The sequence below is a fragment of the Pedobacter hiemivivus genome (assembly GCF_004331685.1).
Taxonomy (GTDB): Bacteria; Bacteroidota; Bacteroidia; order Sphingobacteriales; family Sphingobacteriaceae; genus Pedobacter; species Pedobacter hiemivivus.
Map to the genome: position 1 here is coordinate 476687 of NZ_SJSM01000002.1, position 26067 is coordinate 502753.

Annotated in this window: 22 protein-coding genes; 15 read left to right on the forward strand and 7 right to left on the reverse strand. The window is 38.6% G+C overall.

The features are described from left to right. Nucleotides 1–21: 21 nt before the first annotated feature. The 5 genes from EZ444_RS05070 to EZ444_RS05090 are packed head-to-tail and all read left to right on the forward strand — an operon-like array spanning nucleotide 22 to nucleotide 3860. On the forward strand, nucleotides 22–1191 hold the full coding sequence (locus tag EZ444_RS05070) for an outer membrane beta-barrel protein (protein WP_131607633.1): 1170 nt from the start codon (nucleotides 22–24) through the stop codon (nucleotides 1189–1191). Then, nucleotides 1166–1726, forward strand: coding sequence for a YceI family protein (locus EZ444_RS05075; protein WP_131607634.1), 561 nt, complete (start codon nucleotides 1166–1168; stop codon nucleotides 1724–1726). Before EZ444_RS05070 ends, EZ444_RS05075 begins: the two co-directional genes overlap by 26 nt. An 8-nt stretch (nucleotides 1727–1734) precedes the next feature. Continuing rightward, nucleotides 1735–2673 (forward strand): DUF5777 family beta-barrel protein, encoded by a 939-nt coding sequence (locus EZ444_RS05080; RefSeq protein ID WP_131607635.1) that lies wholly within the window; start codon nucleotides 1735–1737, stop codon nucleotides 2671–2673. 17 nt (nucleotides 2674–2690) lie between these two features. Beyond that, the gene (locus tag EZ444_RS05085) at nucleotides 2691–3152 is read left to right on the forward strand and encodes a QcrA and Rieske domain-containing protein (RefSeq protein WP_131607636.1); all 462 of its coding nucleotides are present in this window, start codon (nucleotides 2691–2693) and stop codon (nucleotides 3150–3152) included. Nucleotides 3153–3200: 48 nt separating this feature from the next. After that, nucleotides 3201–3860, forward strand: coding sequence for a Pr6Pr family membrane protein (locus EZ444_RS05090; protein ID WP_131607637.1), 660 nt, complete (start codon nucleotides 3201–3203; stop codon nucleotides 3858–3860). A 157-nt stretch (nucleotides 3861–4017) separates the two neighbouring features. On the opposite strand, the gene dcp is transcribed toward EZ444_RS05090, so the two are convergent. Further along, a complete protein-coding gene (gene dcp, locus EZ444_RS05095; RefSeq protein WP_131607638.1) occupies nucleotides 4018–6162 on the reverse strand; it encodes a peptidyl-dipeptidase Dcp in 2145 nt (714 codons plus the stop codon). A gap of 82 nt (nucleotides 6163–6244) precedes the next feature. Further along, complete coding sequence (locus EZ444_RS05100; RefSeq protein ID WP_131607639.1) at nucleotides 6245–7045, reverse strand: hypothetical protein; 801 nt, start codon at nucleotides 7043–7045, stop codon at nucleotides 6245–6247. Nucleotides 7046–7364: 319 nt separating this feature from the next. On the opposite strand from EZ444_RS05100, the gene EZ444_RS05105 reads away from it, so the two are divergent. The 6 genes from EZ444_RS05105 to EZ444_RS05130 all read left to right on the forward strand — a co-directional run bounded on the left by EZ444_RS05105 (nucleotide 7365) and on the right by EZ444_RS05130 (nucleotide 16650). Beyond that, the gene (locus EZ444_RS05105) at nucleotides 7365–8096 is read left to right on the forward strand and encodes a DUF4595 domain-containing protein (protein WP_165503530.1); all 732 of its coding nucleotides are present in this window, start codon (nucleotides 7365–7367) and stop codon (nucleotides 8094–8096) included. A gap of 176 nt (nucleotides 8097–8272) precedes the next feature. After that, the gene (locus tag EZ444_RS05110; protein WP_131607641.1) at nucleotides 8273–8833 is read left to right on the forward strand and encodes an RNA polymerase sigma-70 factor; all 561 of its coding nucleotides are present in this window, start codon (nucleotides 8273–8275) and stop codon (nucleotides 8831–8833) included. 100 nt (nucleotides 8834–8933) lie between these two features. Beyond that, a complete protein-coding gene (locus tag EZ444_RS05115; protein ID WP_131607642.1) occupies nucleotides 8934–10148 on the forward strand; it encodes a FecR family protein in 1215 nt (404 codons plus the stop codon). Between the two features lie 51 nt (nucleotides 10149–10199). Beyond that, nucleotides 10200–11333, forward strand: coding sequence for a TlpA disulfide reductase family protein (locus EZ444_RS05120; RefSeq protein ID WP_131607643.1), 1134 nt, complete (start codon nucleotides 10200–10202; stop codon nucleotides 11331–11333). 162 nt (nucleotides 11334–11495) lie between these two features. Beyond that, nucleotides 11496–15083, forward strand: a complete 3588-nt coding sequence (locus EZ444_RS05125) for a SusC/RagA family TonB-linked outer membrane protein (RefSeq protein WP_131607644.1) — start codon at nucleotides 11496–11498, stop codon at nucleotides 15081–15083. A gap of 10 nt (nucleotides 15084–15093) precedes the next feature. Next, a complete protein-coding gene (locus tag EZ444_RS05130) occupies nucleotides 15094–16650 on the forward strand; it encodes a RagB/SusD family nutrient uptake outer membrane protein (protein WP_131607645.1) in 1557 nt (518 codons plus the stop codon). 81 nt (nucleotides 16651–16731) lie between these two features. Here EZ444_RS05130 and gap read toward each other — a convergent pair whose 3' ends face one another. Genes gap through pfkA form a run of 3 tightly spaced genes read right to left on the reverse strand, consistent with a single transcriptional unit; the run spans nucleotide 16732 to nucleotide 19568 of the window. Beyond that, nucleotides 16732–17733 (reverse strand): type I glyceraldehyde-3-phosphate dehydrogenase, encoded by a 1002-nt coding sequence (gap, locus tag EZ444_RS05135; RefSeq protein WP_131607646.1) that lies wholly within the window; start codon nucleotides 17731–17733, stop codon nucleotides 16732–16734. A 4-nt stretch (nucleotides 17734–17737) separates the two neighbouring features. Next, nucleotides 17738–18580, reverse strand: coding sequence for a hypothetical protein (locus EZ444_RS05140; protein WP_131607647.1), 843 nt, complete (start codon nucleotides 18578–18580; stop codon nucleotides 17738–17740). Nucleotide 18581: 1 nt separating this feature from the next. Beyond that, on the reverse strand, nucleotides 18582–19568 hold the full coding sequence (pfkA, locus tag EZ444_RS05145) for a 6-phosphofructokinase (protein ID WP_131607648.1): 987 nt from the start codon (nucleotides 19566–19568) through the stop codon (nucleotides 18582–18584). Between the two features lie 277 nt (nucleotides 19569–19845). On the opposite strand from pfkA, the gene EZ444_RS05150 reads away from it, so the two are divergent. Beyond that, complete coding sequence (locus EZ444_RS05150) at nucleotides 19846–20535, forward strand: NUDIX hydrolase (RefSeq protein ID WP_131607649.1); 690 nt, start codon at nucleotides 19846–19848, stop codon at nucleotides 20533–20535. A 257-nt stretch (nucleotides 20536–20792) separates the two neighbouring features. Here EZ444_RS05150 and EZ444_RS05155 read toward each other — a convergent pair whose 3' ends face one another. Next, nucleotides 20793–21650, reverse strand: coding sequence for an N-acetylglucosamine kinase (locus tag EZ444_RS05155; RefSeq protein WP_131607650.1), 858 nt, complete (start codon nucleotides 21648–21650; stop codon nucleotides 20793–20795). A 323-nt stretch (nucleotides 21651–21973) separates the two neighbouring features. On the opposite strand from EZ444_RS05155, the gene EZ444_RS05160 reads away from it, so the two are divergent. Genes EZ444_RS05160 through EZ444_RS05170 form a run of 3 tightly spaced genes read left to right on the forward strand, consistent with a single transcriptional unit; the run spans nucleotide 21974 to nucleotide 25101 of the window. Further along, on the forward strand, nucleotides 21974–23008 hold the full coding sequence (locus EZ444_RS05160) for a threonine aldolase family protein (protein WP_131607651.1): 1035 nt from the start codon (nucleotides 21974–21976) through the stop codon (nucleotides 23006–23008). Between the two features lie 13 nt (nucleotides 23009–23021). After that, nucleotides 23022–24506: an acetyl-CoA carboxylase biotin carboxylase subunit gene (gene accC / locus EZ444_RS05165; RefSeq protein WP_131607652.1), complete on the forward strand. Its 1485-nt coding sequence runs from the start codon at nucleotides 23022–23024 to the stop codon at nucleotides 24504–24506. A gap of 10 nt (nucleotides 24507–24516) precedes the next feature. Beyond that, the gene (locus EZ444_RS05170) at nucleotides 24517–25101 is read left to right on the forward strand and encodes a riboflavin synthase (protein WP_131607653.1); all 585 of its coding nucleotides are present in this window, start codon (nucleotides 24517–24519) and stop codon (nucleotides 25099–25101) included. On the opposite strand, the gene EZ444_RS05175 is transcribed toward EZ444_RS05170, so the two are convergent. Then, entirely contained in the window at nucleotides 25102–26046 is a 945-nt protein-coding gene (locus tag EZ444_RS05175; RefSeq protein ID WP_131607654.1) for a tetratricopeptide repeat protein, read from the reverse strand. Nucleotides 26047–26067 lie beyond the last annotated feature (21 nt).

Sequence of the window (26067 nt, forward strand, 5' to 3'; positions counted from 1 at the left end):
ATTGATAGATATAAAACCATTATGGAATTAAACGATAAAGAGTTTGATGCCACCTTTAGACAAAAGGTATTCGATGTTGAGCCTCAGTTTGAGGAAGCGGCCTGGGATAAGATGGAACAAAAATTGAAGAAACGGGATCGGGTTATATTTTATAGAAAATCTGCAGCGTTGTTGTTATTGCTTTTAATTGGTTTTGGTGCGTATATAACTATAGGTAACCAATCGACGAAATCTACAGGAGCTATGGTGGCAAAAAAACAGCGCACTAAACCAGTAGGTTCAATTCAGCAAATGGATCGTAAGGATGATGTTATTTCGTATCCTACTAAAAAGGTTAAGCCAAGCTTTGTTGTACAAATTACAACTGCGACTCCGGTTTCTGCTCCAATTCAGGTTCTGGTTCCTGCTACTGTTCCTGCTCTTAGTTCTACTCCTTTAACTGATACCTTAAACAGCTCGATTTTAATACCTGTATTGGCTCAATCAGAACCTATACAAGTGGATTCAAGTGCTGTTGCGGCATCTGATACAGATTTGCTCCCTGCTTCGCTAGCTTCAGTTATTAAAAAGCAAAAAAAGGCAAGGACTAGGACATGGCCAATGAGTTTGACCTTGAGTGCCGGGCCAGAGTTTAATTCATCTGGTTTGGTTATTGGGGGCAGAACAGGTTTTAGCGCGGGTGTTGGCTTTAGTATAGGTGTTGCAAAGCGACTTAAGCTGCAAACCGGGTTAAATTACAGTGCTAAGTATTATGGCGCAGATAACTATGAATATAAATTTAAAAACCAGCAGATGAAATCGATCATTTCGGGGGTAGATGCTTCTTGTGCTGTCCTTGAAATCCCTTTACTGGCTTCGTTGAATGTTTTAGATGATGTGAATAGAAGCATCGACCTTAATGCCGGTATGTCAAGCTATTTTATGCTTAAAGAGAATTATACTTACAGTTACACAGCTGCATCGGGTTACCAAGATCGCTTTCAACAAATCAATGGTAAGAACCAACACTATTTTGGGGTGGTCGATCTTTCTGCAACTTACTATGTAAAACTTAAAAAGGAAAAATTCAGATTAGGGCTTGAGCCTTTTGTAAAAATACCTTTAGTAGGTGTTGGCGAGGGGCGGGTAAATCTAAAATCAAGTGGAGTTTCATTAAAAGTACGTTATGATCTGGGGAAAAAGAACTACTAGTATCCTTTTAGGAGTATCATTTACATTGCTACAACTAAGTGCAAATGCACAAAGTTATGTAGGAAAAGGTGTAAAGCTTTCTTTGTTTTCTTCTACACCGGTCGAAGATATCAGAGCTGTTAATGTGAAAGGTACGGCTGTATTGGTTGGTAATACCAGAGAGATTGTGGTTCAGGCCCCAATTAAAGGGTTTGAGTTTGATCGGAAACTGATGCAAGAGCATTTTAATGAAAATTACATGGAGAGTGACAAGTATCCCATGGCAAAATTTAAAGGAATGATAGACCAGGTCATTGATTTTACCAAAAATGGGGAGTATGATATTACTGCCAGCGGGAAGCTTAATGTACATGGTGTAGATAAAATGAGAAGCATACAGGGGAAGGTGATTGTAAAGGATGGAGCAATACAGATTCTGACAGAATTTAAGGTGCCTTGTGCCGATCATAAGATAAAAATACCAATCCTAATCATAACTAAGGTTGCTGAGGTAATCAGTATAAAGGTTGATGGTAAACTAAATCTCGCAAAATAATGCTAAATATGAAAAAGACCGGTTTATTGGCAATTGTCCTTTCTTGCTTTTTAATGAATGCCCAAGCTCAGAAAGCAGATTCCTTATTGAAAACGCTGGATAGCAATAATGGTAGTACTGAAGTGGAAGCTGTGTTTAAGTCCACAAGGGTGGTTTTATCTCAGTCTACCGAAACACAGAAGAAGCATGATTTGGATTTACGTATTCGTCATCACTTTGGAGATATTGGGGGCCGATTTGGAAGTTCACATACGCTGTATGGACTTGATGTGGCCTCTGATTTGTTTATAGGTTTTGATTACGGCATTACCGATGATTTTACTGTTGGAATTGGAAGAAGTAAGCAGGATGAGCTTTTTAATTTTTCTGGAAAATATAAGCTGTTAAAACAAAAAAGCGATGGTGGTATGCCTGTCAACCTAACCTTGTTTGCCCAGATGGGCTGGATAGCAAGGTCTCCTTTTTCCGAAAGTGAATTTTCTAGCTACGCCAATCGGTTCTCTTATTTTATTCAACCCATATTTTCCAGGAAATTCTCTTCAAGATTGTCGTTGGAGGTATTGCCTGCTTTGTTGATGAGGAAAAATACTACAGAAAGCAGGGATCCTGAAAATCTTTTTTCTATAGGCTTTGCAGGGCGGATGAAACTCAGTAAACGGTTATCCTTTGTTGCCGATTATACATTGGTAAATGGATTGTCTAGACCAACAGATCTGAGTCAGGCCTATTTTAACCCTTTGGGTGTTGGCCTCGAAATTGAAACAGGCGGGCATATTTTCTCATTAAACTTTATGAATTCTGAATATATTCTGGAAAACAACTTTATCCCAGGCACAAAGAAGTCCTGGCAGGATGGAGGCGTACGATTTGGCTTTACTATTTCTAGAAACTTTACCCTCTTTAAATCAAAAAATAAAGACCCCGATAAAACATCTAAAATTTACTAAAACTAAAATTTAAAATTATGGAACGTGAAGAATTTATCAAGTCCTTAGGACTTGGCCTGGCATTGCTATGCACTGGATCTTGTATGTCCGGTTGTGGAAAAGGTGGAACAGGAACGCCTGATCCAGAGACAAAACCCCCAGTTGGAGGTGGCGGTGGGAGTACAGCTAGTGTTGATCTGGCTAGCCAAATTATGGCGATTGGTGATCAGGCAACAGTAAATGGTGTACTGTTTTTTAGAGTTGCAGCAGGAAATGTTCCGGCATCCTTTGTCGCCACAGAATCAGTTTGTCCACATCAAGGAGGTAGCCTTGTATGGAAACAAGCGCTAAGTAAGATACAGTGCCAGTTGCATTTTTCAGAATATGGTACCAATGGGGCAATCCTTCAGGGGCCACAAAATTCAACGGGTAATACCAGGACACTAAAAATTTACAGTACAGCTGTAAGTGGGACAACATTGACGGCTACTATAGCTTAATATTTCCATACAAATAGCTATATTCAATTGCTAATTATAAAATGCAGTATGGATAAAAAGTACGCTAAAGCCAATAAAGTGTTTTTGATGATCGGTTTTATTGTAGGCTGGTTTGCGTTAATCGCACAATTGTATCTGACGATAGTAAATAATGATATTCCTGTAATGGAGTCTGTAACCAGGTATTTCAGTTACTTCACCATTCTCACCAATATTATGGTGGTATTGTGTTTTACGTTATTGTTGTTTAATTTCAGTAAGAACGAGGAAAGCTTTTTTTCAAAGCCAAAGGTTTTGGCAGCAGTTACGGTTTATATCAGTGTAGTTGGGATTGTTTACAATTTAATATTGCGGTTTACATGGCAGCCAAAAGGCCTGCAGCTTATTGTAGATGAATTGTTGCATGCAGGTCTGCCAGTTCTTTTTATGGTATACTGGTTGATTTTTGCGCCGAAAAGCACATTGAAATGGACTGATGCTTTTGCCTGGTTGATCTATCCTTTTGTTTATGTAATATTCATAATGGTAAGGGCTGAAGTTTCTGGATTTTACCCTTATCCATTTATTGATGTGGCTGCATTGGGATACAATAAGGTGTTGCTAAATAGCTTTTACCTCTTAATTGTATTTCTGGTATTATCGCTGGGATTGGTTTGGATTGGGAAATTAATTGCAAACCATCAGAAAAAGAATAAGCATTTAAACTAAAAGAGACCGTATCATAAAGCATTCGTCATCCTGAATTTATTTCAGGGACCTCGCACGAACTATTCGAAAAACATGCTCAAGAGGGATCCTGAAATAAATTCAGGATGACGAACGCACAAAAAAAGAGCCTGTCAGGCTCTTTTAATTGTTTCTAAGCCTACTTTTCTGGCAAGCCTCTATATTTCTGCATGGCTTTAATATTCGGATCATGACCACGGAAATCGCGGAACATTTTTCCATAATCTTCTGTATTGCCACGAGAAAGGATCATGTCGCGGAAGCGCTGACCATTGGCAAGGGTTAAGCCACCATTCTCTTCAAACCAAGAGAATGCATCGTGATCCAGCATTTCTGTCCACAGGTAAGCATAATAACCTGCCGCATAGCCATTACCCCAGATGTGTAAAAAATAGCTGGAACGATAGCGTGGTGGAACATACGATAAGCTTAATCCTGTTTTTTGAAGTGCTGCGGTTTCAAATTTATCAGCATCCTGCAAAGGTTCAGTTGCCGAAAGTTTATGCCATTGCATATCTAATGCAGCGGCAGCTAATACCTCTGTTAGGGCATAACCCTGGTTAAATTTAGCGGCTTTATTTATTTTATCAACCAATATTTGTGGCATTGGCTGTCCGGTACTGTAATGAATCGCATAGTTTTTAAAGACTTGCGGATTTACGGCCCAATGCTCATTAAACTGAGATGGGAACTCAACAAAGTCTCTGGCTACGTTGGTACCCGAAAGAGTAGGGTATTCTTGATTGGCAAAAAAACCATGCAAAGCATGTCCAAACTCATGGAACATTGTGGTTACATCATCAAAGCTGATTAACGCAGGTTGTCCGCCAGCGGGTTTAGTAAAATTGCATACGTTAAAAATAACGGGTTTAGTGCCCATTAATTTCGACTGGCCAACCATGTTGTCCATCCATGCACCACCAGATTTGTTGTCGCGTTTAAAGTAATCGCAGTAGAACAAACCAATTGTACTGCTGTCTTTATCAAGCAATTCAAACACCTTAACGTCTTTGTGATAAACCGGCAGGTCAGTACGCTCTTTAAAAGTAATGCCGTACAGTTGAGTGGCAGCGTAGAAAACTCCGTTTTTAAGTACATTATTCAATTCAAAGTAGGGCTTAACCTCAGTTTCATTTAGATCGTATTTAGCCTTCCGTACTTGTTCCGCATAATAATCCCAATCGTAAGGTTCCAGTTTAAAATCACCTTTTTGTGTATCTATTAGCGATTGAATTTCTGCAGCCTCTGCATGGGCCTTTGCTGTTGCTGAGGGGACCAGTTTAGCGAAAAATGCTTCAACGGCAGCTGGGGTTTTAGCCATTTGATCTTGTAATTTCCAGGTAGCATAATTAGGGAATCCCATTAATTTTGCTTTCTCAGCCCGTATTTTGGCAATTTCAACTATCGTTTTTCGGGTATCATTGCTATCGCTTTTCTCTGCACGATTCCATGAAGCCTCAAATAATTTCTGACGGGTAGCGCGGTTAGATAGCGATTGTAAAGGTGGTTGCTGTGTTGTATTTTGAAGGGATAGCAACCATTTTCCGTCCATCTTAGCGGTTTTTGCAGCTTGGGCTGCGGCATTAATTTCACCCGAGGATAAACCTTCCAGATCTGATACGTTATCGGTAACCAAAGCGCCGGCTTTTGCTGCCGCAAGTAATTGGTTAGAAAACTTTGCACTTAGCGAAGCTTCCTGCTCATTCAGCTTTTTAAGGTTAGTTTTTGAATCTTCAGAAAGTTTGGCTCCAGCTAATACAAATTTCTGATAAGTATATTCAACTAATTTGTTGGATTCAGGATCTAGATTAAGCGATGCTCTCGTATTGTATATAGATTCGATGCGTTTAAATAGTTTCGCATTCAGATATATGGCATCCTGATGTGCGGCTTGTTTAGGCGCTATTTCTTCTTTTATTTTTTGGAGATCATCATTGGTATTTGCACCTGTCAGTAGACCAAAGACATTATTTACACGGGTCAACATTTGCCCGCTTTTCTCCATTGCTACCAGTGTATTCTCAAATGTGGGGCTTTCAGTGTTATCTGCAATTGTGTTGATCTCATTTAAATGGATCTTCATGCCTTCCTCAATAGCAGGTTTAAAATCACTATCCTTTATGTGATTAAAGTCAGGCACCTGATAAGGTAAGGTGCTTTCTTTGAGGAAAGGGTTTGATGTAGAAAGATTTGAATTATCCGATGCTGATTTCTTGCTGCTGTTTTCACATGATGCAAAAATAGCCAGCATGGCTACTAGTGGTAACTTTAAAGATGTTTTCATTAGGATATTGGTTTTCTTATGAACTAATGTACAAAAATTTGTGCCGATTAGTTCATAAGAAAACAGCTCCTAATTCAATGTGTTATTGAAATTCTTTAATGTCAACTATTCTGTTGCTATCGCTGAATTTCAAAAAGGTAATGCCTTTTTTATTCTTTGCCCAGCTGTAATTATTCTTAACCCAATCCGTTAGTTCAAGGTCCGTCTGAGGTGCGGGTTTAGCTAGTTTCTCATTAAAAATCTCATCGCTTGAGTAATGGACCTGGTATAAGGACGAAGGGGTAAGGAACACTAAAGTCGACTTATCTGGCGAATTTAAAATAAACTCACCTTGTATTCTTTCCTCAGGATTTTGTCTTTTGATCAAATGAACATTTGCATTCACATTGGTGATGAAAAAATCATTGTTAACCAAATATCCTGCTCTTCCCAGTTTGTTTATACCCGTAGTATACTTTGGATCCTCTTTTCCTGTTGAGGGCCTGTAAAGGCTCACTACATTAAGTTTGCCATTTTTTAAGGCGATGACATAGGATGGAGCAGCCAGACCTGAATTGTCGGCCAACTGAACAAGAAGTGCAGTTTTTTGGGTGTTTATAAATTGGGTAGATGCAAATTTATCAGTTATTGAATTTGGATCAGCCTTATTGATTTGAATTTTGACAAGTGTGTCTTTAAATTTTACATTAAACTCTTCTTTGATTTCACTGGTATTCTCGTCTTTTTTCAAAAGGATGGTAAATATGCTATCCTTTCCATCATAGGATTCATTAAATTTTTCATTGGCAGTCAATACCCTTGGAGTATAGGTTGCGGTAGTTTCCTGTTGTTTGCAACTAAATAAAAGAAGGGACAAGCCGAGCGCGTAGAATATGTTTTTCATAATGTTGGTTAGATTTTTTTCGTGCAAAATTAACCTTTGAAAAGGAATATCCAATAGCTGAGGCGGTTGTATGGGGTGTTTGTTTCTTGTATAACAATTGTTTTACACTTGATGCTTAAATGAATAGGTTTTGTTGCGTTATTCAAGCGGGATAGATTGCTTGAAATTATTTTAGTTTACCATAAAAGAAAATAAAAGAAATGATTGTTAATGTTAATTGATATCTTCGCCAAATAAATTAATAACATATAAAATGATGGGATGGCGTAGTCGTTCATATTCCTTTTACAATTAAACACAAATGAAAAAATCAATTTTAATGCTCTCAGCACTATGTATGCTGATCGTAGCTTCATGTAAGAAAGACAAGACAGATGATAAGGTTGCTGATTGTCTATTAACCGAAAGCACCTACACGGGTGAAGATGGGCACACTAGAAACTCTATTTTTACTTATAATACAGAAGGGAAAGTAATCAAAGTAAAGGGTGGTGAAGGTGGCCCTAATGATGATCTAGAAGTAACTTATACCTACTCAAATTCGAAAATCATTGAGGTTCAAACACAGCATGGGCAGTCATTTACAATAACTTATACCCTTGATGGTCAAGGTAGGATTGTACATCAGACTAATGAGCAAGGATATGTTGATACATATATTTATAATGCTGAAGGGTACCTAGTTGAAATTCAAGGTTATAACGCGGATGCTACTGCTGCATACAACAGTAAATACAGTTATACAAATGGTAATCTAACATCAATAGATAGTGGTAATTCATATACAATTAATTACATTTATGGTGCAGAGCTTGCTAATGATAATTTCGTTAATGAAGAGGAATTTCCATTTGATAATGTATTAAGGAAGTTTTTTGGTAAGACTTCTAAGAACTTAGTATCAAAGCTTGTTGAAACCTCTGGCTCTGGGAACCCATTTGAAGAAACATATACTTATGAAAAAGATGCCAATGGAAACATTACCAAGGTTAGTGCATTATCAAATGATGGTGATAGCTACACAATGGTTTCTAAATATACTTGTAAATAATAATGAGTATAATCTAAACCCGTATGAATCGGTTTAGATTTGATATCCTTAATGAAAAAAATTAAAGCTACAGAAATGTAGCTTTTTTTGTTAATAGAGCAGCCCACAACAGTTTTTAGTTGTTTTAATTTTAAAATGTATATTCGCTCAGCTATAATTAAACCTTGCTGTGAAAAATGGAAACAGCTTCAATAACAAACGGATCAGCTATTAGTATGGGTAATGAGGTTACATTTGAAGAAATGTACCGAAATTACTTTGCACCTTTATGTTATTTTGCTCAAAAGTATATTGACCGGGAAGATGCAGAGGATGTTGTAAATAATTTATTTCTTAAACTTTGGCGTCAAAAGGAGTTCTTTGAGAACTTTCAGCATGCGCAATCCACTTTATATGTAGCGACTCGAAATTCTTGCCTGGATTTTTTAAAAATTGCTAAACGCGCAGAAGATCGACACATTTTCGTAACGAAGGACGTTGCACAGGATAAGAACTTCATCGAAGAAATGATCCAATCAGAAGTATGGGGTGAGATTTATCGTGAAATCCATAACCTGCCAGTTCAATGTTCAAAAGTCATTAGTTTGAGTTTTGTAGAAGGCTTAAAAAATGATCAGATAGCCAAAGAACTTGACATCTCTATTCAGACAGTTAAAAATCAAAAAAGTATAGGCCTAAAACTTCTGAAGCAAAAGCTCTCCAAAAGTGGATTTTTATTGCTTTGCATGTATATGTAAGCTTTAATGCTAGCCTAAAAAAAATAAAAAATAATTTCGGTACTTTTTCTGATCGATGTCGTACTGTCTGTAAAATAAAGAAGATCACATTATAGGATTTATGAATCAATCTGAAATTCAAAAGGCACAACGCGTCATCTATTTGGTAACGGGGTATAGAAAAGGGTCGATCTCTGAATCGGAAAGTGCGGAATTGGACGCCTGGTTGAATTTAAGCCTGGGAAATCAGGACTTGTTTAATGAGCTAAACAGTGCTGATCAAAAAGAGAAAGCCTTAGATATCATGAATGCGTATGCTGTAAATGAATCTTTTGAAAACCTAAAGACAAGAATCGCAAAAGAAGATCAGTTTGTTGAAAAGAGAAAGCGCTATTCATGGATGGCTGCAGCCGCGGCAATTTTAATCCTGGTTTCTATAGGAGGTTATTTTTATACTTCCATAAATCGCGAACATATCATGATGGATGGTTTAGCGGTAGCTAAAGACGTTGCTCCGGGAAGTAACAAGGCAACATTAACGCTTGCGGATGGCAGAACTGTCGAATTAAGCGGCGATAAGCAGAGTGTGATCATAAAAGCTGATGAGTTAACTTATAACGATGGTACCAAAATTATAAGCGAAGGAAAGAGCAGGAATCAATATGCGGTATTAACTACGCCAAAAGGTGGACAATACCAGATTATACTTTCTGATGGAACGAAGATTTGGTTAAATGCCGCATCAACATTGAAGTACCCTGCTGAGTTTGAAGGTAGTGAGCGAGTTGTACAGCTTAGCGGTGAAGCTTATTTTGAAGTGGCTAAAGTACATGCCTCTTCAGGTAGAAGAATGTCGTTTATCGTAAAAACGGAAACGCAGCAGGTAGAGGTGTTGGGAACGCATTTCAATATCAATAACTACCCTGATGAAAGCTTCGCAAAAACTACTTTACTTGAAGGTTCGGTGCGCGTTTCAGCAGCCTCGGCAATTACGGAGCATCAGCTTTTAAAACCTAACCAGCAAAGTATCATTGCAAAAGACAGTGAATTCATTAAAATCATCAAGGTGGATCCAACCGCTGTCATCGATTGGAAAAATGGTGACTTCATATTTGATACGGATGTTAAAACGATTATGCGTCAGATTTCCCGCTGGTACAACGTTGAAATCGTTTATCAAGGGAACATTACTGAGGAGGAACTGGTTGGAAGGATATCAAGGTCTAAACATTTAACAGAAGTTTTAAAAGTATTGCAGGAAACTAATAAAGTCCACTTTAAGCTTGAGGATACCGTATCTCCCGGGGTAGAAAAACGGGTGATCGTGATGCCTTAGTTGAAAATGGAATAAAAAATTATCAATTATATAAAACCTAAAACCGAAACAATGAACCATTTTTTTAAATCAAGAACTGCGGCGCTCTTAACAGTAGCGGCGCTCAGTTTATCAAATGCTTATGCGCAAAATGCTCCTGTAGCCAAGAGCGTTGAAAGGCCAGCGATTACCTTAAAAGTTGGTGATGCAGCGCCCTCAATAGTGGCCGAGAAGTGGATTAAAGGAAAGCCCATTACCAAATTTGAAAAGGGGAGGGTGTATGTAATGGAGTTTTGGGCCACCTGGTGTGGGCCATGCAGAGCGAGCATGCCGCATCTATCTGAAGTTGCACGTAAATACAAAAAGGATGCAGATGTAATCAGCTTTAATGTAAAGGAATTGATTGCTGGTAAAAATAAGAACGGTGATTATATTGCTAAAGTTGAACGCTTTGTAAGTCGCTTAGGAGATGGAATGGACTATATTGTAGCGGCCGATGTACGTGAAGATGTGATGTGGAATACCTGGTTGGTAGCTTCGGGAAAATTTGGAATTCCTGTTGCATACATTATAGATCAGGCTGGCAAAATTGCCTGGATCGGACATCCTGCTTCAGTGGAAGGTCCATTGGAGATGGTTATCGCTGGTACTTACAATGAGGAAGGAAAAGCGAAACTGGCCCAAAAAGTAAAGGAACACGATGCACAGTCTAAGGCTTTGAAAGCAGACCTTAAAGTGGCCGAAGATGCAAAGGATTATAAAAAGGCGCTGCAAATAGTGGATCAGTTAATACCAATGTCTCCTTTTGGTGTAGGCAGTTTGGCAGGGAAGAAGTATAAGTTTTTAGCGGAAATTGATGCGAAGAAAGCAAATGCTTATGGATTGGAAGCGTTGAAAACTTATGAAAACGATCCATTAACCCTTCAGTCTTTAGCTGCAGATGTTAGTGATTATAAACTGGCGCTAAAGTTAATGGAAAAGGCAGCAGCTAAATCTGACAGTGAAGATCCTTATGCTGTAACCAACCTGGGCAAAGCTTATTACAGAGCCGGAGATACTAAAAAAGCAATTGAAACCCAGCAAAGGGTAATCGACATTTTGAACGATACTTCCCTGGTAGAACAAAAACAACAAGTAAAAGATGCGGCACAGGAAACCATGAAAATTTATAAAACAGGTGGGAAATTAGTGGATAACGAAGCTTAAATAATTGAAAGGAGGTCATTTTAAGGCTTGATTTAAAGCCTATTCAAATAATAGGGAACTTGATAATAAAAAGATCGAAGGCGTTGGTCCGCCTCCGATCAATAATCAGGTTTCCTTGAAACATGCTAGAAACATATTTATCAACTTAAACCAGAATTGCAAATGTATAAACTTTACTACAACAATAAGGTAGGAAACCGTACTGTGCTCAATACTTGTGTTTTAAAAAGACAAGAACAGCCAAGTTTACTACAACGAACCGAATTTAAAAAATGGCTTATGCGGATTAATTTTACCTGTATTTTGTTATTTTTTGGCTTTATGCAATCAGCCTTAGCTACAAGAGCTCAAAAGATTAGTCTTTCGCATAAAAATGTATCTATTGAAACTGTTTTTACAGATATCCGCAAACAGAGTGGCTATGATTTCATTTATCCAAAAAACTTAGTTAAAAATTCTAAACTAGTCACTATTCAGGCAAGGAATGAAGAACTCAGAGATGTGCTGATTCAGCTGTTTCAAGATCAGTCCTTCACTTATTCACTGGAGAACAGGACCATCGTGGTTAAAGAGCTGGAGAAGACCATGACAGAAAGGATTAGGGAATATTTTTTACAGCCTATCAATATTAAAGGAAAAATATTGGGACAGGATGGCGAGCCTTTAGTAGGTGCAAGTGTCCATGTTAAAGGTCACAAAATTACCTCCCTAACTGATAGGAAAGGTGAATTCAGCTTAACTGATGTGCCGGAAAATGCAACCCTGGTTATTTCTTATGTGGGGTATGTTTCTAAAGAAATAAAAGCAGGAATGCGGAGTGCAGATTTAGGAGCGATTACGCTATTGATGTCCATGTCTGAACTGTTGGAGGTAGGTGTGGTGATTAATACAGGTTACCAGGTTATATCGCCTGAGCGTGTAACGGGATCATTTGGAGTAGTAACAGGTCGGAGATTGGAAGCGAGATTGGCGATAGATTTGAAGTCAGCCTTAGAGGGACAATTGGCTGGAGTCGTGCTGGATAAGAAGGGTAATATAGAAATCAGAGGGGTATCGACCTTTGGTGCTGAGAAGAATCCACTTGTTGTTGTAGATGGATATCCTATTGAAGGTGGAATTGATAACGTAAATCCGCTCAATATCAGTAGTGTAACGGTACTTAAAGATGGTGTCGCGGCCTCTATTTATGGATCACGTGCAGCAAATGGGGTAATAGTTATTACCACGAAGGGAGGAGCAAATGGAGGACCAAGGCTGACCTATAATGGATTGGTGAATTATGTTTCAAAACCTAATTTAAACGATTTGAACCGTTCATCATCTTCAGATTATATTGATGCTGAGTTAGATTTGTTTAAGCAAGATCCAAATGCGGCTTCAACAGTTGCTAAGGGGAACATGAGCCGGGTAACTTACCTGATGATGCAGGTAAGAGAAAATAAGATTTCTGAGGCTGAGGCGATGGCAGAAATTAACCGGTTACGTAATGTTGATGGGTTGAAGCAGTTTGAAGATCAATACTTTCGTCCTGAAATTAGCAATCAGCATAACTTTAATATTTCCGGCGCAACTGAAAAAAATAGCTATAACGTAGCGCTTAACTTATTAAATACAAGGGAGAATTTTATCCAGAGTAATAGTAACCGTCTTATTCTTGATGTTAAAAATGAGTGGAGGCCTTTTAAATTCTTAACTGCTGGTGCAACTGTGAACATCGTTTACAACAATCGTTTAACACCGTATGACGATTATACCAAGATGATCAATTATAATGCAGCGTCTATTTTGCAGCCTTATACAGATCTTGTAGATGGGAATGGAAATTCTGCAGCAGTATGGGGCTTGAGTCAGTATAAAATGGACACGTACAAGAAAACTCCAGGGATGAAAGACTGGACGAATATTCCTTTAAATGATCTTTCAAAGATGACCAGAAGGAATGTCGATTTTCAAACCCGTCTTGGTGGTTTTGTAAGAGCGCGATTAGTGGAAGGGCTTACTGCTGAGTTTGGTGGTAGCTGGCAGCGTGGCAGTACACAGATGAAAGAGTTCCGTGATGTGGATTCATACGCGGTAAGAATTGCCTATAACGATGCAACTTCACTGAAAAATACAGCGAATCATTATTTGCCGGACGGTAGTCTTGTTGATGAAAGCAGGAATATCAGTGAAAACTGGACGGTAAGATCCCAGCTTAATTATAATCGCGGCTTTGATAACAACAAACATCGTGTTACTGCCCTGGTTGGAAATGAAATACGTAAGCTTACTTTCGATAATAACCGTATAGAAACACGTGTGGGTTATAATTCGACTGCCGGTTCTTTTGTTCCGATGAATTTAAAGGATTATAATTCAACAGTATATACTTCTGATATGTTGATGGGCAGGCAAATTTTGTTAGATCCGGGGAAATATGAATACCGCGATAATCGTTTTGTTTCCTGGTATGGAAATGGATCTTATGAGTACGACAACCGTTTTATTTTGAGTGGTAGTATTCGTTTAGATTTGACCAATTTCTTTGGAACAGATCCTAAGTACAGATACCGTCCATTATGGTCTGTGGGGGGTACTTATAAATTGGCTGAAGAAGAATTTATTAAAAACGATTGGATAAATAGGTTAAACCTTAGAGCCTCTTATGGTGTGAGTGGAAATATTTCTCTAAACCAGGGCCCTTTTCTTATCTTATCAACAGGATCGTTTAACAATTATACTGGTGGGGTTTCTTATGGAGTGGCTTCTCCTCCTAACAATCAATTGCGTTGGGAAAGAACCAACATTGTTAATTTTGGGATTGATTTTGCTGCCTGGAATCACAGGTTTAATGCCAGCTTAGATTATTATACTAAAAATAGTACTGATCTATTGGCTGCTGAGGCAGCAGACCCGACTTCGGGTTTTGCTACGGTTACTAAGAATGCAGGTGAAATGTCGAATAGTGGTGTGGAGTTGGCATTGAACATGGACCTGATCAGAAGTAACAACTTCCGCTGGAACATGGGAACTAACATTTCTTATAATTACAACAAGGTAAAGTCTTATAACGTTGTTCGGAATTATGCCAGCAGTTATGCAACTGCTGGAGGTATTTTAGTAAAGAATTACCCAGCCGATGGCCTTTGGGGATATCGTTTTGCAGGATTGAGCAATTTGGGTGAGACTCAGGTTTACAATGCAGCGAATGCAGTGATTAAACCAGGCGATGCAGTTACCTCCGACGTGGCTTATTTAGGAACATTACGTCCAAAGTATGACCTTTCTCTGATCAATACTTTTACTTATAAAAGTTGGGACTTAACAATGTTGTTTATTTCGAAATTAGGTCATAAGTTTCGTAAGGATAACTTCAGCGGATCTAATTATTTAAACAGACACGTGTCGGAGCGCTGGCAGAAACCAGGGGATGAGAACCATACCATTTATCCGGTATTGCAGGCATGGAACATGGACATGTTCTATTTCCCATATACGGATGTAGTGATTGGTAATGCCAGTTATGTAAAACTCAGAGACCTGACTTTGTCGTACAACTTCGACAAACTTGCGAAGAAGCTTAAAATGAGCAATGCGAAGGTATTTGTTCAGGGCCGCAATTTGTTTAGAATTACAGCTAAAGGAGTAGATATCGACCCTGAGACTGCTGAAGTAAATACTTCGGGTGGTACAGGGGCTGCAACAGAGCAAGGTTTTACCTCTTTGCCTTTACCTCGTGAACTCTTTTTTGGTGTGACTTTCTCGTTTTAAAAATTAAATTATGCAAACAAAATATTTAAATACGGTACTTTTGGCAGTCTTGGTATTGCTGGTATCATCATGCAAAAAGTATCTCGATGTTAAACCGGTAGGGAAGTTGATTCCCGCCAAAGCGGAAGAATTGGAGAATCTTTTAAATAACAGCAGTACATTGGATTATCACTTTATTGATAACAACAGAGGGAGTTATTATGCGCTTTTAGGGGATAATTTTCAACTTAGTGAAAATCAGGCAAAGTACTTGTACGTAAGCACACATCCAAATATTGATCGTTATGCTGCTTATACTTTCTATTTACCTTATGAAAATCCCAGAAATCCTCAGTATACCTGGGATTGGGGTATTTATCGTGCACTTGGATTGTTTAACAATGTAATTGAAGGGGTAAAGGAATTGCCTAATGCTTCGGGATCTGAATTGGGGAAAACGATCACCGCGCAAGCTAAGGCTGGTCGTGCCTGGTCGATAATGGTCGGTACACTTGGTTATGGCCCTATGTATGATCCTAACGGTGCAAATGATACAAAGGTGCTTCCTTATCGTATTTCGGCAAATCCTAATACACCTAATCCTGAATTGTCAACCACCGCAGGAGCGTTTGCGCTGATTGAACAGGATTTAAAGGATGCGTTGGCTGCTCCGAATAATGTGGCTAACCCCAGTCGTGCCAATGTTTCAGCTGTTCATGCGCTGTTGACTCAATTCTATATGTATAAAAGGGATTGGCCAAAGATGTTGGAGCATGCTAAGGAAGCCTGGAATCGCTCGGTAGTAATTAAAGGGGGAGTGGACAACATGATTTATAACTATAATGTATTCTCTTATAAACCCAATCCAAATGCTTCGCCTTCCCCAGGAACGGATGTGGAGGTGGCGTTGGAGTTACAAGGACCGGATTTATTGTTGAATCAGAGTGACAACAGGGAGAACTTGTTTTTTAGACTATCTCCATCAGGAACAGGTCACTATCCTTCACCGGAGTTCTTGGATTTGTTCGACAAAATAACGGATAGAAGATACAAGTTGTTCGCATTGAAGGCTTTAGGTTATGCTACAACTGTAGGGGGTGTGAAGTATGATGATGGTGTAGTAACTAAGTATTATCGCGATTCGAAAATGTTAGGCAGTGAGGGAATTACCTATCCTGAATTGTTGTTGATGAAAGCAGAAGCGAGTGCCCGTTTAAATGATTTGGGTGCTGCACTTACAGATTTGAATCTGCTGCGTAAATATCGTTATTCAGGGGCTAATACAGATTTGGTAAATGGTGCTGCATTGAGTCAGGATAACTTGCTTTTTGAGATTTTAAAAGAGCGTCGTAGAGAAATGCCGATTGGTACTTTTCAACGTGTATTTGATATTAAACGTTATGTTTTTGATGCCGGTAAGCCTTGGAGCAAGACTAGCATTACGCACAGCATTGGTACGAAAACTTATACTGGCCTAGTTAACAACGCTAATTTTTCAATGCGGATTTCTAATAATGTGATTCTTTTAAATCCACAGTGGGGCTTAACGCCTTGGTCGGGAACTTACGATCCTACTTCTAATAAGTAGGAGTTGATTTAAACAAAGAAAGGGATGTCGCATCCACGCACATCCCTTTTCTAACCAAATATAAACCTGTATGAACGGGTTTTACTTTAAGTTTGCGTAGTACTCTACGAATTTAGCTAATGCAGAAGAATAGCCCCATTCGTTATCATACCAAGAAACTACTTTTACGAAGTTGTCATTCAATGAAATACCAGCTTTTGCATCAAAAATTGAAGCGTGGTCATCTCCGATAAAGTCAGAAGAAACTACATCATCTTCTGTGTATGCTAATACGCCTTTCAACTCACCTTCAGAGGCAGCTTTCATGGCTTTTTTAATGTCTTCGTAAGTTGCAGCTTTTTCTAAACGTACAGTTAAATCAACAACAGAAACGTCAGCAACCGGTACGCGGAAAGACATACCAGTTAATTTACCTTTCAATTCTGGTAATACCATACCTACTGCTTTAGCAGCACCAGTAGAAGAAGGGATGATGTTAGAGAAACCACCACGACCACCTCTCCAGTCTTTAGCAGACGGGCTATCAACAGTTTTCTGAGTTGCAGTAACTGCGTGAATTGTACTCATCAAACCTTCAACGATACCAAAGTTATCATTTAATACCTTTGCGATTGGTGCAAGGCAGTTTGTAGTACAAGATGCGTTAGAAACGATAGTTTGATCTGCAGTTAATTTATCATGGTTAACACCCATTACATAAGTAGGGATGTCGCTATCTTTTGCCGGAGCAGAGAATACCACTTTTTTAGCACCTGCTGCAATGTGTTTTTCAGCGTCAGCTCTTGTTAAGAATAAACCAGTTGATTCGATAACAACTTCAACACCTACTTCATCCCATTTCAAATTAGCTGGATCTCTTTCAGCTGTAATACGGATTGTTTTTCCGTTTACTACAAGGTTACCATTTTCTACAGCAATGGTGCCATCAAAACGACCATGTGTAGTGTCGTATTTTAACATATAAGCCATGTAATCCGGCTCAACAAGGTCATTAATCGCAACGATATCTAATCCTCTTTTTAAAGCAGCTCTAAAAACCAGTCTGCCGATACGGCCGAAGCCGTTAATTCCAATTTTGCTCATCTTATTAATTTGAATAGTAGTTTAATAAATTATATATAGGTTCCTTAGTAATAGTTGTAATGGAGAGCCCATGTTTTTTTGCAATTGCACGTAATTGATCCTGAAAGCTTCCAGCAACAATACCTACAAAATGTATTTCTTTTCCAGGGTGAAGTTTAACTGTTGGCAATAAATACGTTTGAAAATAGAGTTCAAAAGCATTGTCTATAATCTCCAGTATATATTTATTGTCTCTGTTTTCAAGGAAAAAATCAAAGAAAGAACTTAAAAATAGCTGGGCCATAGGTTTTTTATACACCCTTTCCAGTATCTGCGGTCTGTCTAGATTGTATTTCAACTCAAACTGCTTCTGCAAATCAGCAGGAAGTTTGTTCTGAAGAAAACGCTTTAAAATTGTTTTTCCAAGATAATTGGCCGAGCCCTCATCTCCAAAAACATAACCCAGTCCAAAATTATTTTTCTCCGGTTTTTTACCGTCAAAATAGGCGCAGTTGGCTCCGCTACCTAAAATACCTACGATACCGCTGTTGTTAAAGCATGCCGATATAGCCGCGCCATAAAGATCATCCTTAACAGTTATTTTACTGTGTTTAAAAAATAGGCCTAATGTATGGGCAAGCTCTTCTTTTCTTTCGTCAGACGAAGCACCAGCAGCAAAAACATAAATCTTTTTTATGCTTTCGGCATGATTGATCAGCGTAGCTTTTTTATTTAAATACTGAAGAATAGTTTTTTGGTCATTAAAACAAGGGTTAATTCCAGGCATACTGCATTCGGCAATAGCCTTGCCATCTTTGGCAATTTTCCAGAACGCTGTTTTTGATCCGCTATATACTATTGCTATCATGTTAGATGGATAAAACTTTAGTCATTTCCAATAAATCACTTTCCAGCTTAAAAGTATGTCTGGTTAGTGCTTCTTCTATACTTGTTGTTTTAACTTCATTGCCTCTCAAACCAACCATTTGCATGGTATTTCCCCTTAGCAATTCGTTAACTGCGGCAAAACCAAGTCTGCTGCCCAGGATTCTATCAAAGCTACTTGGACTACCTCCACGCTGAAGATGGCCTAAGATCGTAACTTTGGTATCATAATGATTAAATCGTTCCTTAACCTTTTTTGCTACATCGTAGGCTCCACCATCTTTATGTCCTTCGGATACAATTACAATACTCGAAGTCTTTTTGGTAGATGCACCGGTTTCCAGTTGAGCGATCAATTCATTTAAACTAGTCTCTCTTTCTGGTAGTAGCACTGCTTCGGCACCACTAGAAATGGCACTTCTTAAGGCGATACAGCCCGAATCACGGCCCATTACTTCAATAAAGAACAAGCGGTCGTGAGAATCTGCAGTATCTCTGATTTTATCTATAGCTTCAATAACAGTATTAATGGCTGTGTCATATCCTAGGGTAAAGTCAGAGCCGTAAAGGTCATTGTCAATAGTTCCTGGAACACCGATCACCCGGATGCCGAATTTTTCTCCGAAACGCTTGGCTCCGGTAAAAGTTCCGTCACCACCAATAACCACAAGTCCATCTATATCATGAGCTTGAAGATTTTTGTAAGCCAATTCCAGTCCTTCCTCAGTTTTAAATTCTAAACAGCGTGCTGTTTTTAGAATGGTACCCCCAAGATGAATGATGTTACTCACGGATCTTGCATCCATGGGAATAATGTTGTTATTGATTAATCCCTGGTATCCTTGCATGACACCAAACATATTGATACCATTGTATATTCCGGTTCTAATCACTGCTCTGATGCAAGCGTTCATTCCGGGAGCATCTCCTCCAGATGTTAATACAGCGATATTTTTAATATTTGGTCTCATAATTTATAGATACGAATATAGCGTGTATTTTTTACACTAAGTAATTTATTTTTAATTTTCCTAAGTTAATACGAAACAAGTGTATTTATTTATCTTTTTTTGTAAAAAAAAGATAATGCGTAATGCTGATATCTTTTGATGGGATTGATTTTGTTTTTTGCAGTATCAAAAGTTATTTGCATTTTGGTGTCAAAATGATTCTACTGGAATATAACGTGTGAAAACCCGGAAAATTTCAAAAAGATCAGGGAATATATAATATCTAACAATTAATGTTTTGAAAGAAATTTTGCCAAAATTTAATTCCACTTTCTCGATTGATTGTGTGCTTTTCGGATTTGATGAAGGAGAATTGAAAATTCTTCTAATTGAAAGGAACGAAGAACCCTTTAAGGACTGGTGGGCCTTACCAGGTAACCTGGTTGAAGAGGATGAGAGTTTAGACCAATCGGCTACCAGAATTTTACATGAGCTTACAGGCTTAAGTGATATCTATATGGAGCAGTATTATACCTTTGGTGATGTAAACAGGCACCCACAAGGTAGAGTAGTCAGTATAGCCTATTACGCCCTTTTAAGATTAGGAGGGGATAAAGTTGTAAAACCAATTAGTAATTATGCTAAGCAGGCTTATTGGAGAAATGTTAAAGACCTGCCTAAGCTGGCTTTTGATCATCAGGAAATCTTTGAAAAAGGAATGGAGAAGATCAAACGGAGGATTAAGCATCAACCTATTGCATTTGAACTATTGCCAGAGAAATTTACCTTAACCCAGCTTCAAAATGTTTATGAAGTGATTTTGAATAAAAAACTGGACAAAAGAAATTTCAGGAAAAAGATGTTGAGTTTCGGCGTGCTAAGAGATCTAAATGAGAAACAGTATGGAGTTTCATTTAGAGCAGCAACCTTGTATAAGTTTGACAAAAGGAAATACGCCAAATTATTTAGTAAAGAGATTTCATTTTAGAGGCTTGTATAGGCCTTCGGTAACGCTTCGAATAGGGTTGCACCTTGGAAGGAGCTTTAGAGGCATCTCATAGGGCTTTTATAGGACTATTAGTCCTACCAGACTCCTAGGAGGGTCCTAGGACACCCCTTGTTCGGTCCTAGCCCTGAGCCAGGCTCCCCGAAGAATTACCAAAGCGCTCAGACAACTTGCCTAAAAACAAAAGGCCCGTATCATCTTCGTGATACGGGCCTTTATTATATTATTTAATATGACTACTATTTGTTTACGATGTTTACATGGTAATCAACAAGGTCATCTATAGGAGAACGGATGATTTTTCCGATGCCCATTTCATACCTATCAGCCACTACACTTAATATATCTCTGAAGCTATAGCCTACAGAACCAACGCAGTTTAATTTATAATCCTTATAGTTCGGGTAATGCGTAACCAGGTTATCAAAAAATGCGGTAAACGCATAGTCTATTGTATTGAAAGTATAGTCTTCGTAACTGTCCTTATAATCGTAAACAAACTTACTGAATCCTGCGCAAAAACGATTAGGAAGAGGTTTGTTATAGATATGATCAAAAATATCCTCATTGGTTAAGGCGTAGTTGTCATAGAAACTTTCTCTAAGACCTTTAGGCATATAACCTTTCATGTAATCGCTCAGGATCTTTTTTCCGATGAAACATCCGCTGCCTTCATCACCTAAAAAGTAACCTAATGAATCTATATTCAACGTAATGTCTTTACCATTGTAAAGGCAAGAGTTTGTACCTGTACCCAGAATTGCCGCGAAACCTGGCTCATCTCCCAGTAAAGCCCTGCACGAAGCCAATAGGTCGTGCCCGATGTTAATCTTTGCATTAGGGAAAACCTGTTGCATAGCATCTGCTACAATTTTTCTGTTTGTTTCTGTTGAACAACCCGCTCCGTAGTAGTTTACCTCGGTTAATTTTTCAGTTTCTAAATGATCTGGAAGAGACTTTCTTAAAGACTCAACAATGTAATCAGTTTTGGAAAAATATGGATTATAGCCTTCTGTATTGAAAAGAATTTTTCTTCCAGCTTCGTTAATTAAACACCAATTCGTTTTGGTTGAACCACCATCTGCAATAACTATCATCTTAGTTCGTTTTTTTCGGGGTAAAAGTAAATAATCCTACTGTTTTTGTACACGTTTTGCTCATAAATTTATTTTTTTGGTTTTGGTTGTTTAATTATTTTTCGCCCTTTAAATACTGATGAAGTGTGTTTTTTTGTTTTTTTTAGGTTAAGATATTGTTAAATAAACACTAAGCTAAATTACACTTGTTATTTTAAAATCCAAATTTAAAATTCCAGCCCAAAAAGTGGGGGTAAAACTACGAGGATATCCTGTAAGTTTTATGCTTATATTGGTGGTAATTTGAAAGCGCTTCAGTAATATTGTATAGAAAATTTATGTCCATGAAAATAGATCTGAGAAGCGATACCGTAACGGTGCCAGATAGTGGTATGCTAGAGGCAATGATGACTGCCAAAGTCGGAGATGACGTATTTGGTGAAGATGAAACCGTACATGCGCTGGAGCATAAACTTGCTGCACTCTTTAATATGGAGGCCGGCTTGTTTTGTCCATCGGGAACAATGACCAATCAGATTGCCATTAAATGTTTCACAAAGCCAATGGATGAGGTGATTTGTGACCAGGGTTCCCATGTATATCGTTATGAAAGGGGGGGCATTGCTTATCATTCTATGGCGTCGGTTAGGTTAGTGAATGGGATAAGAGGTATCCTTACGCCAGAGCTGATTGAACCTGAAATAAATGAAGAAAATATTCATTATCCAAACTCCAGTTTAGTGGTATTGGAAAATACAGTGAATAAGGGCGGTGGTGCCTGTTACAACCTAGCTCAGATAGAACCTATTCATACGCTATGTAATATCAAAGAAATAAAATTGCATTTGGATGGTGCCCGTATATTTAATGCGCTAACCGCAACAGGAGACCATGCATTGGCTTACGGACAGTATTTCGATGGGATATCAGTTTGTTTGTCTAAAGGGCTGGGTGCTCCGGTGGGTTCGGTTTTATTGGGCTCAAAGGAAACCATTAGGGAAGCCATTAAAATTAGGAAAGCCTTTGGTGGCGGTATGCGTCAGGCAGGCTTTTTAGCCGCTGCTGGTATTTATGCTTTAGATCATAACATTCCGAAACTAGCCCAGGATCATAAACATGCTAAGGCATTGGGCGATGCATTGAGTAAGGTGAGTTATGTTTGCTCAGTGCTCCCTGTCGAAACTAATATTGTTGTGTTTGAACTTGCTAATGGTATACGACCTGAAACTGTGGTACACCATTTGGCCGAAAGCGGAGTCCTTTGTAATGCTACCGGACCAAAAACGGTAAGAATGGTGACACATTTAAATATTTCTGAAGAAATGATAGATAGGGCAATCGAAAACATAATACATTTGCACTTATCAGCTCATAAATAACTTTCATCCATTAATGAAGAAAATTCTTATAGCCAACCGCGGCGAAATCGCATTGCGTATCATGCGTTCAGCCAGAGAAATGGGGATAAAAACCGTTGCCGTTTATTCAGAGGCAGATCGCCAATCATTACACGTATTGTATGCCGATGAGGCTGTCTGTATAGGGCCCGCGCCTTCTAATCAATCTTATCTTATAGGAGAGAAGATCATTGAAGCTTGTAAAACTACAGGAGCAGAGGCCATTCATCCTGGTTATGGGTTTTTATCTGAAAACGCAGGTTTTGCAAGATTGGTAAAAGCATCTGGACTGATCCTGATCGGCCCTACACCTGAGGCGATGGAAATAATGGGCAATAAGCTGTCGGCCAAAGCTGCAGCATTGAAGTACAAAATACCCATGGTTCCAGGTACAGAAGAAGCCATTACAGATATTGAAGAAGCAAAGCTAAGAGCTGTGGAAGTCGGATTTCCAATTTTAATTAAAGCAGCAGCTGGTGGGGGTGGTAAAGGAATGCGTGTAGTAGAGCAGGTATCCGATTTTGAAGAGCAAATGCAACTAGCGGTAAGTGAAGCGCAATCGGCTTTTGGTGATGGCTCCGTATTTATCGAACGCTATGTTTCTTCACCACGACATATAGAAATACAGGTGCTTGGAGATACCCACGGAAATATTGTTCACCTTTTTGAAAGGGAATGTTCCATTCAGCGCAGACACCAGAAGGTAATTGAAGAGGCTCCATCCAGCATCTTAACGGATGAAATCCGAAACAAAATGGGCAAATGCGCAGTGGATGTGGCAAGGTCTGTAAATTATGTTGGTGCTGGTACGGTAGAGTTTATTCTGGATGAAAACCTTGATTTTTTCTTTTTAGAGATGAATACCCGTTTGCAGGTAGAACATCCAGTAACGGAGATGATTACCGGTTTGGACCTGGTAAAAGAACAGATTAAAATTGCACGTGGCGAAAAGCTTTCTTATCAACAAGAAGATCTGGAAATTAACGGGCATGCGATGGAGTTAAGAGTTTACGCAGAAGATCCTGAAAATAACTTCCTGCCAGATATTGGTACTTTACAGACTTATAAAACGCCTAAAGGCAATGGTGTAAGGGTTGATGATGGTTTTGAACAAGGGATGGAAATTCCAATCTATTATGATCCGATGATTGCCAAGTTGATCACCTATGGTAAGGATAGGGAAGAAGCGATTGAACGGATGCTGAGAGCGATTGATGAATACCAGATCACTGGTATACAAACCACCCTGAGCTTCGGTAAATTTGTAATGCAACACGATGCTTTTAGATCCGGTAAATTTGATACGCATTTTGTGAGCAAATACTTTAACGCCGATAGTCTGAAAATTGAAAATGATGAGGAAGCCTTGATGGCAGCCTTGTTTGCCGCAATGTCTTTTAAAAAACAGGGGGTAGCTAAGCAGGAACAAACTTTGCAGGAAAGCACAAGCAACTGGAGGAAAAACAGGTTAAATAAATAGTGAAATTGATATGTTTACAGGGATAATAGAAACACTTGGAGAAGTTAAAAACATAACTGCAGAGGGTACAAATCTGCATTTTACGATTCAATCGACAATTAGTAACGAACTTAAAATAGACCAGAGTGTAGCACACAATGGGGTTTGTTTAACAGTTGTTGCTTTAACTGAAGATACACATACGGTGACTGCGATTCAGGAGACGTTGGAAAAGAGTAACATGCAATATCTGAAAGTCGGTAACAAAGTTAATCTGGAACGTTGTATGCAAATGAATGGCAGGTTAGATGGGCATATCGTTCAGGGTCATGTAGACCAGACTGCCGTTTGTGTTAAAAGGGCTGAGTTAGATGGTAGTTGGGAATATCGTTTTAAGTATGATGCTACCAATGGTAATGTTACGGTAGAAAAGGGCTCGGTATGCATCAATGGAATCAGTTTAACCGTTGTAGGCTCTGAAAAGGATGAGTTTTCTGTCTTTATTATTCCTTATACTTTTGAGCATACCAATTTACATGAGGTAAATGTAGGGGATACCGTGAACATTGAGTTTGATATTATTGGTAAGTATGTTGCCCGACTGGTAAACCGCTAGCTATCTTTTTAATTCCTCAATCTTATTTTTGATAAAGGCGATGTGGCGCTTTTGTTTCTGAGGGTCTTTTATATTGTTTAAGTATTGCGAATAATAGCTGATTGCATTCTTTTTATCGTTCAGCTTGTCTTCGTAAAGCAAGGCGATATTGTAGTATAAACTGCCATTGTTTTCGAACAGCAGACCTCTTTTGTAAACTTCAAGCGCTTCCTTATTTTGGTTCAAACTCTCGTACGAATCTCCTAATAGCCCATAATAAGAGGCTGTTTTTTGCGAAATCCCTTCTTTTATGGCCTTCTGTAAATAGCTGGTTGCAGTTTTGTAATCTCTAATAGCACGGTAAGATAATGCCATTTGGAAAAATAGGTTTTCAGCCGAAATGTAGGTAGATCCGAATAGCATTTTTCCTGCTTTTATAGCTTCAGGGTACTTTTTTAAAGCCATGCTTACTGGCATTTTTGCATTCAATAATAGGAGGTTAGTACTGTCTGCCGCTAAAGCCGAATCCAGGATCTCTTCGGCTTTATTAAATTGAATGTTTTTGAAATATAAATCCGCTAGCCCTGTTGCTACTTCAGCATCCTGATTATTTAATTGGTTTGCCTTTAGTAGGTAGGCTTTTCTTAAAGGACTTTGAAGATCAGTATCCAATTTTGCCAATTGTTTATAAGCATTGAAATTGTTGCTGTCTATTTTTAGCACCTTCAGGTAAAACCCTGTAGCTTCTGGTAATTTACCGGCCATTAGATTAGCATAAGCCAGTTGCTTTATTTTATTTATATCAGTACTGTCGCTGTAAATGCTTTGAAGATATTGTGCCGCTTCGGTATATTGTTGTGCCTGATAGTAATTTAGTAGTTTTTCACGGTCTAAATTCTCGGCAGTCTGTGCCTGCGTCAATTGATAAATGATACACAAAAAAAATAAAAGAAAAGGCTTCTTCATAGGTCGGAAAATTAGCAAAAA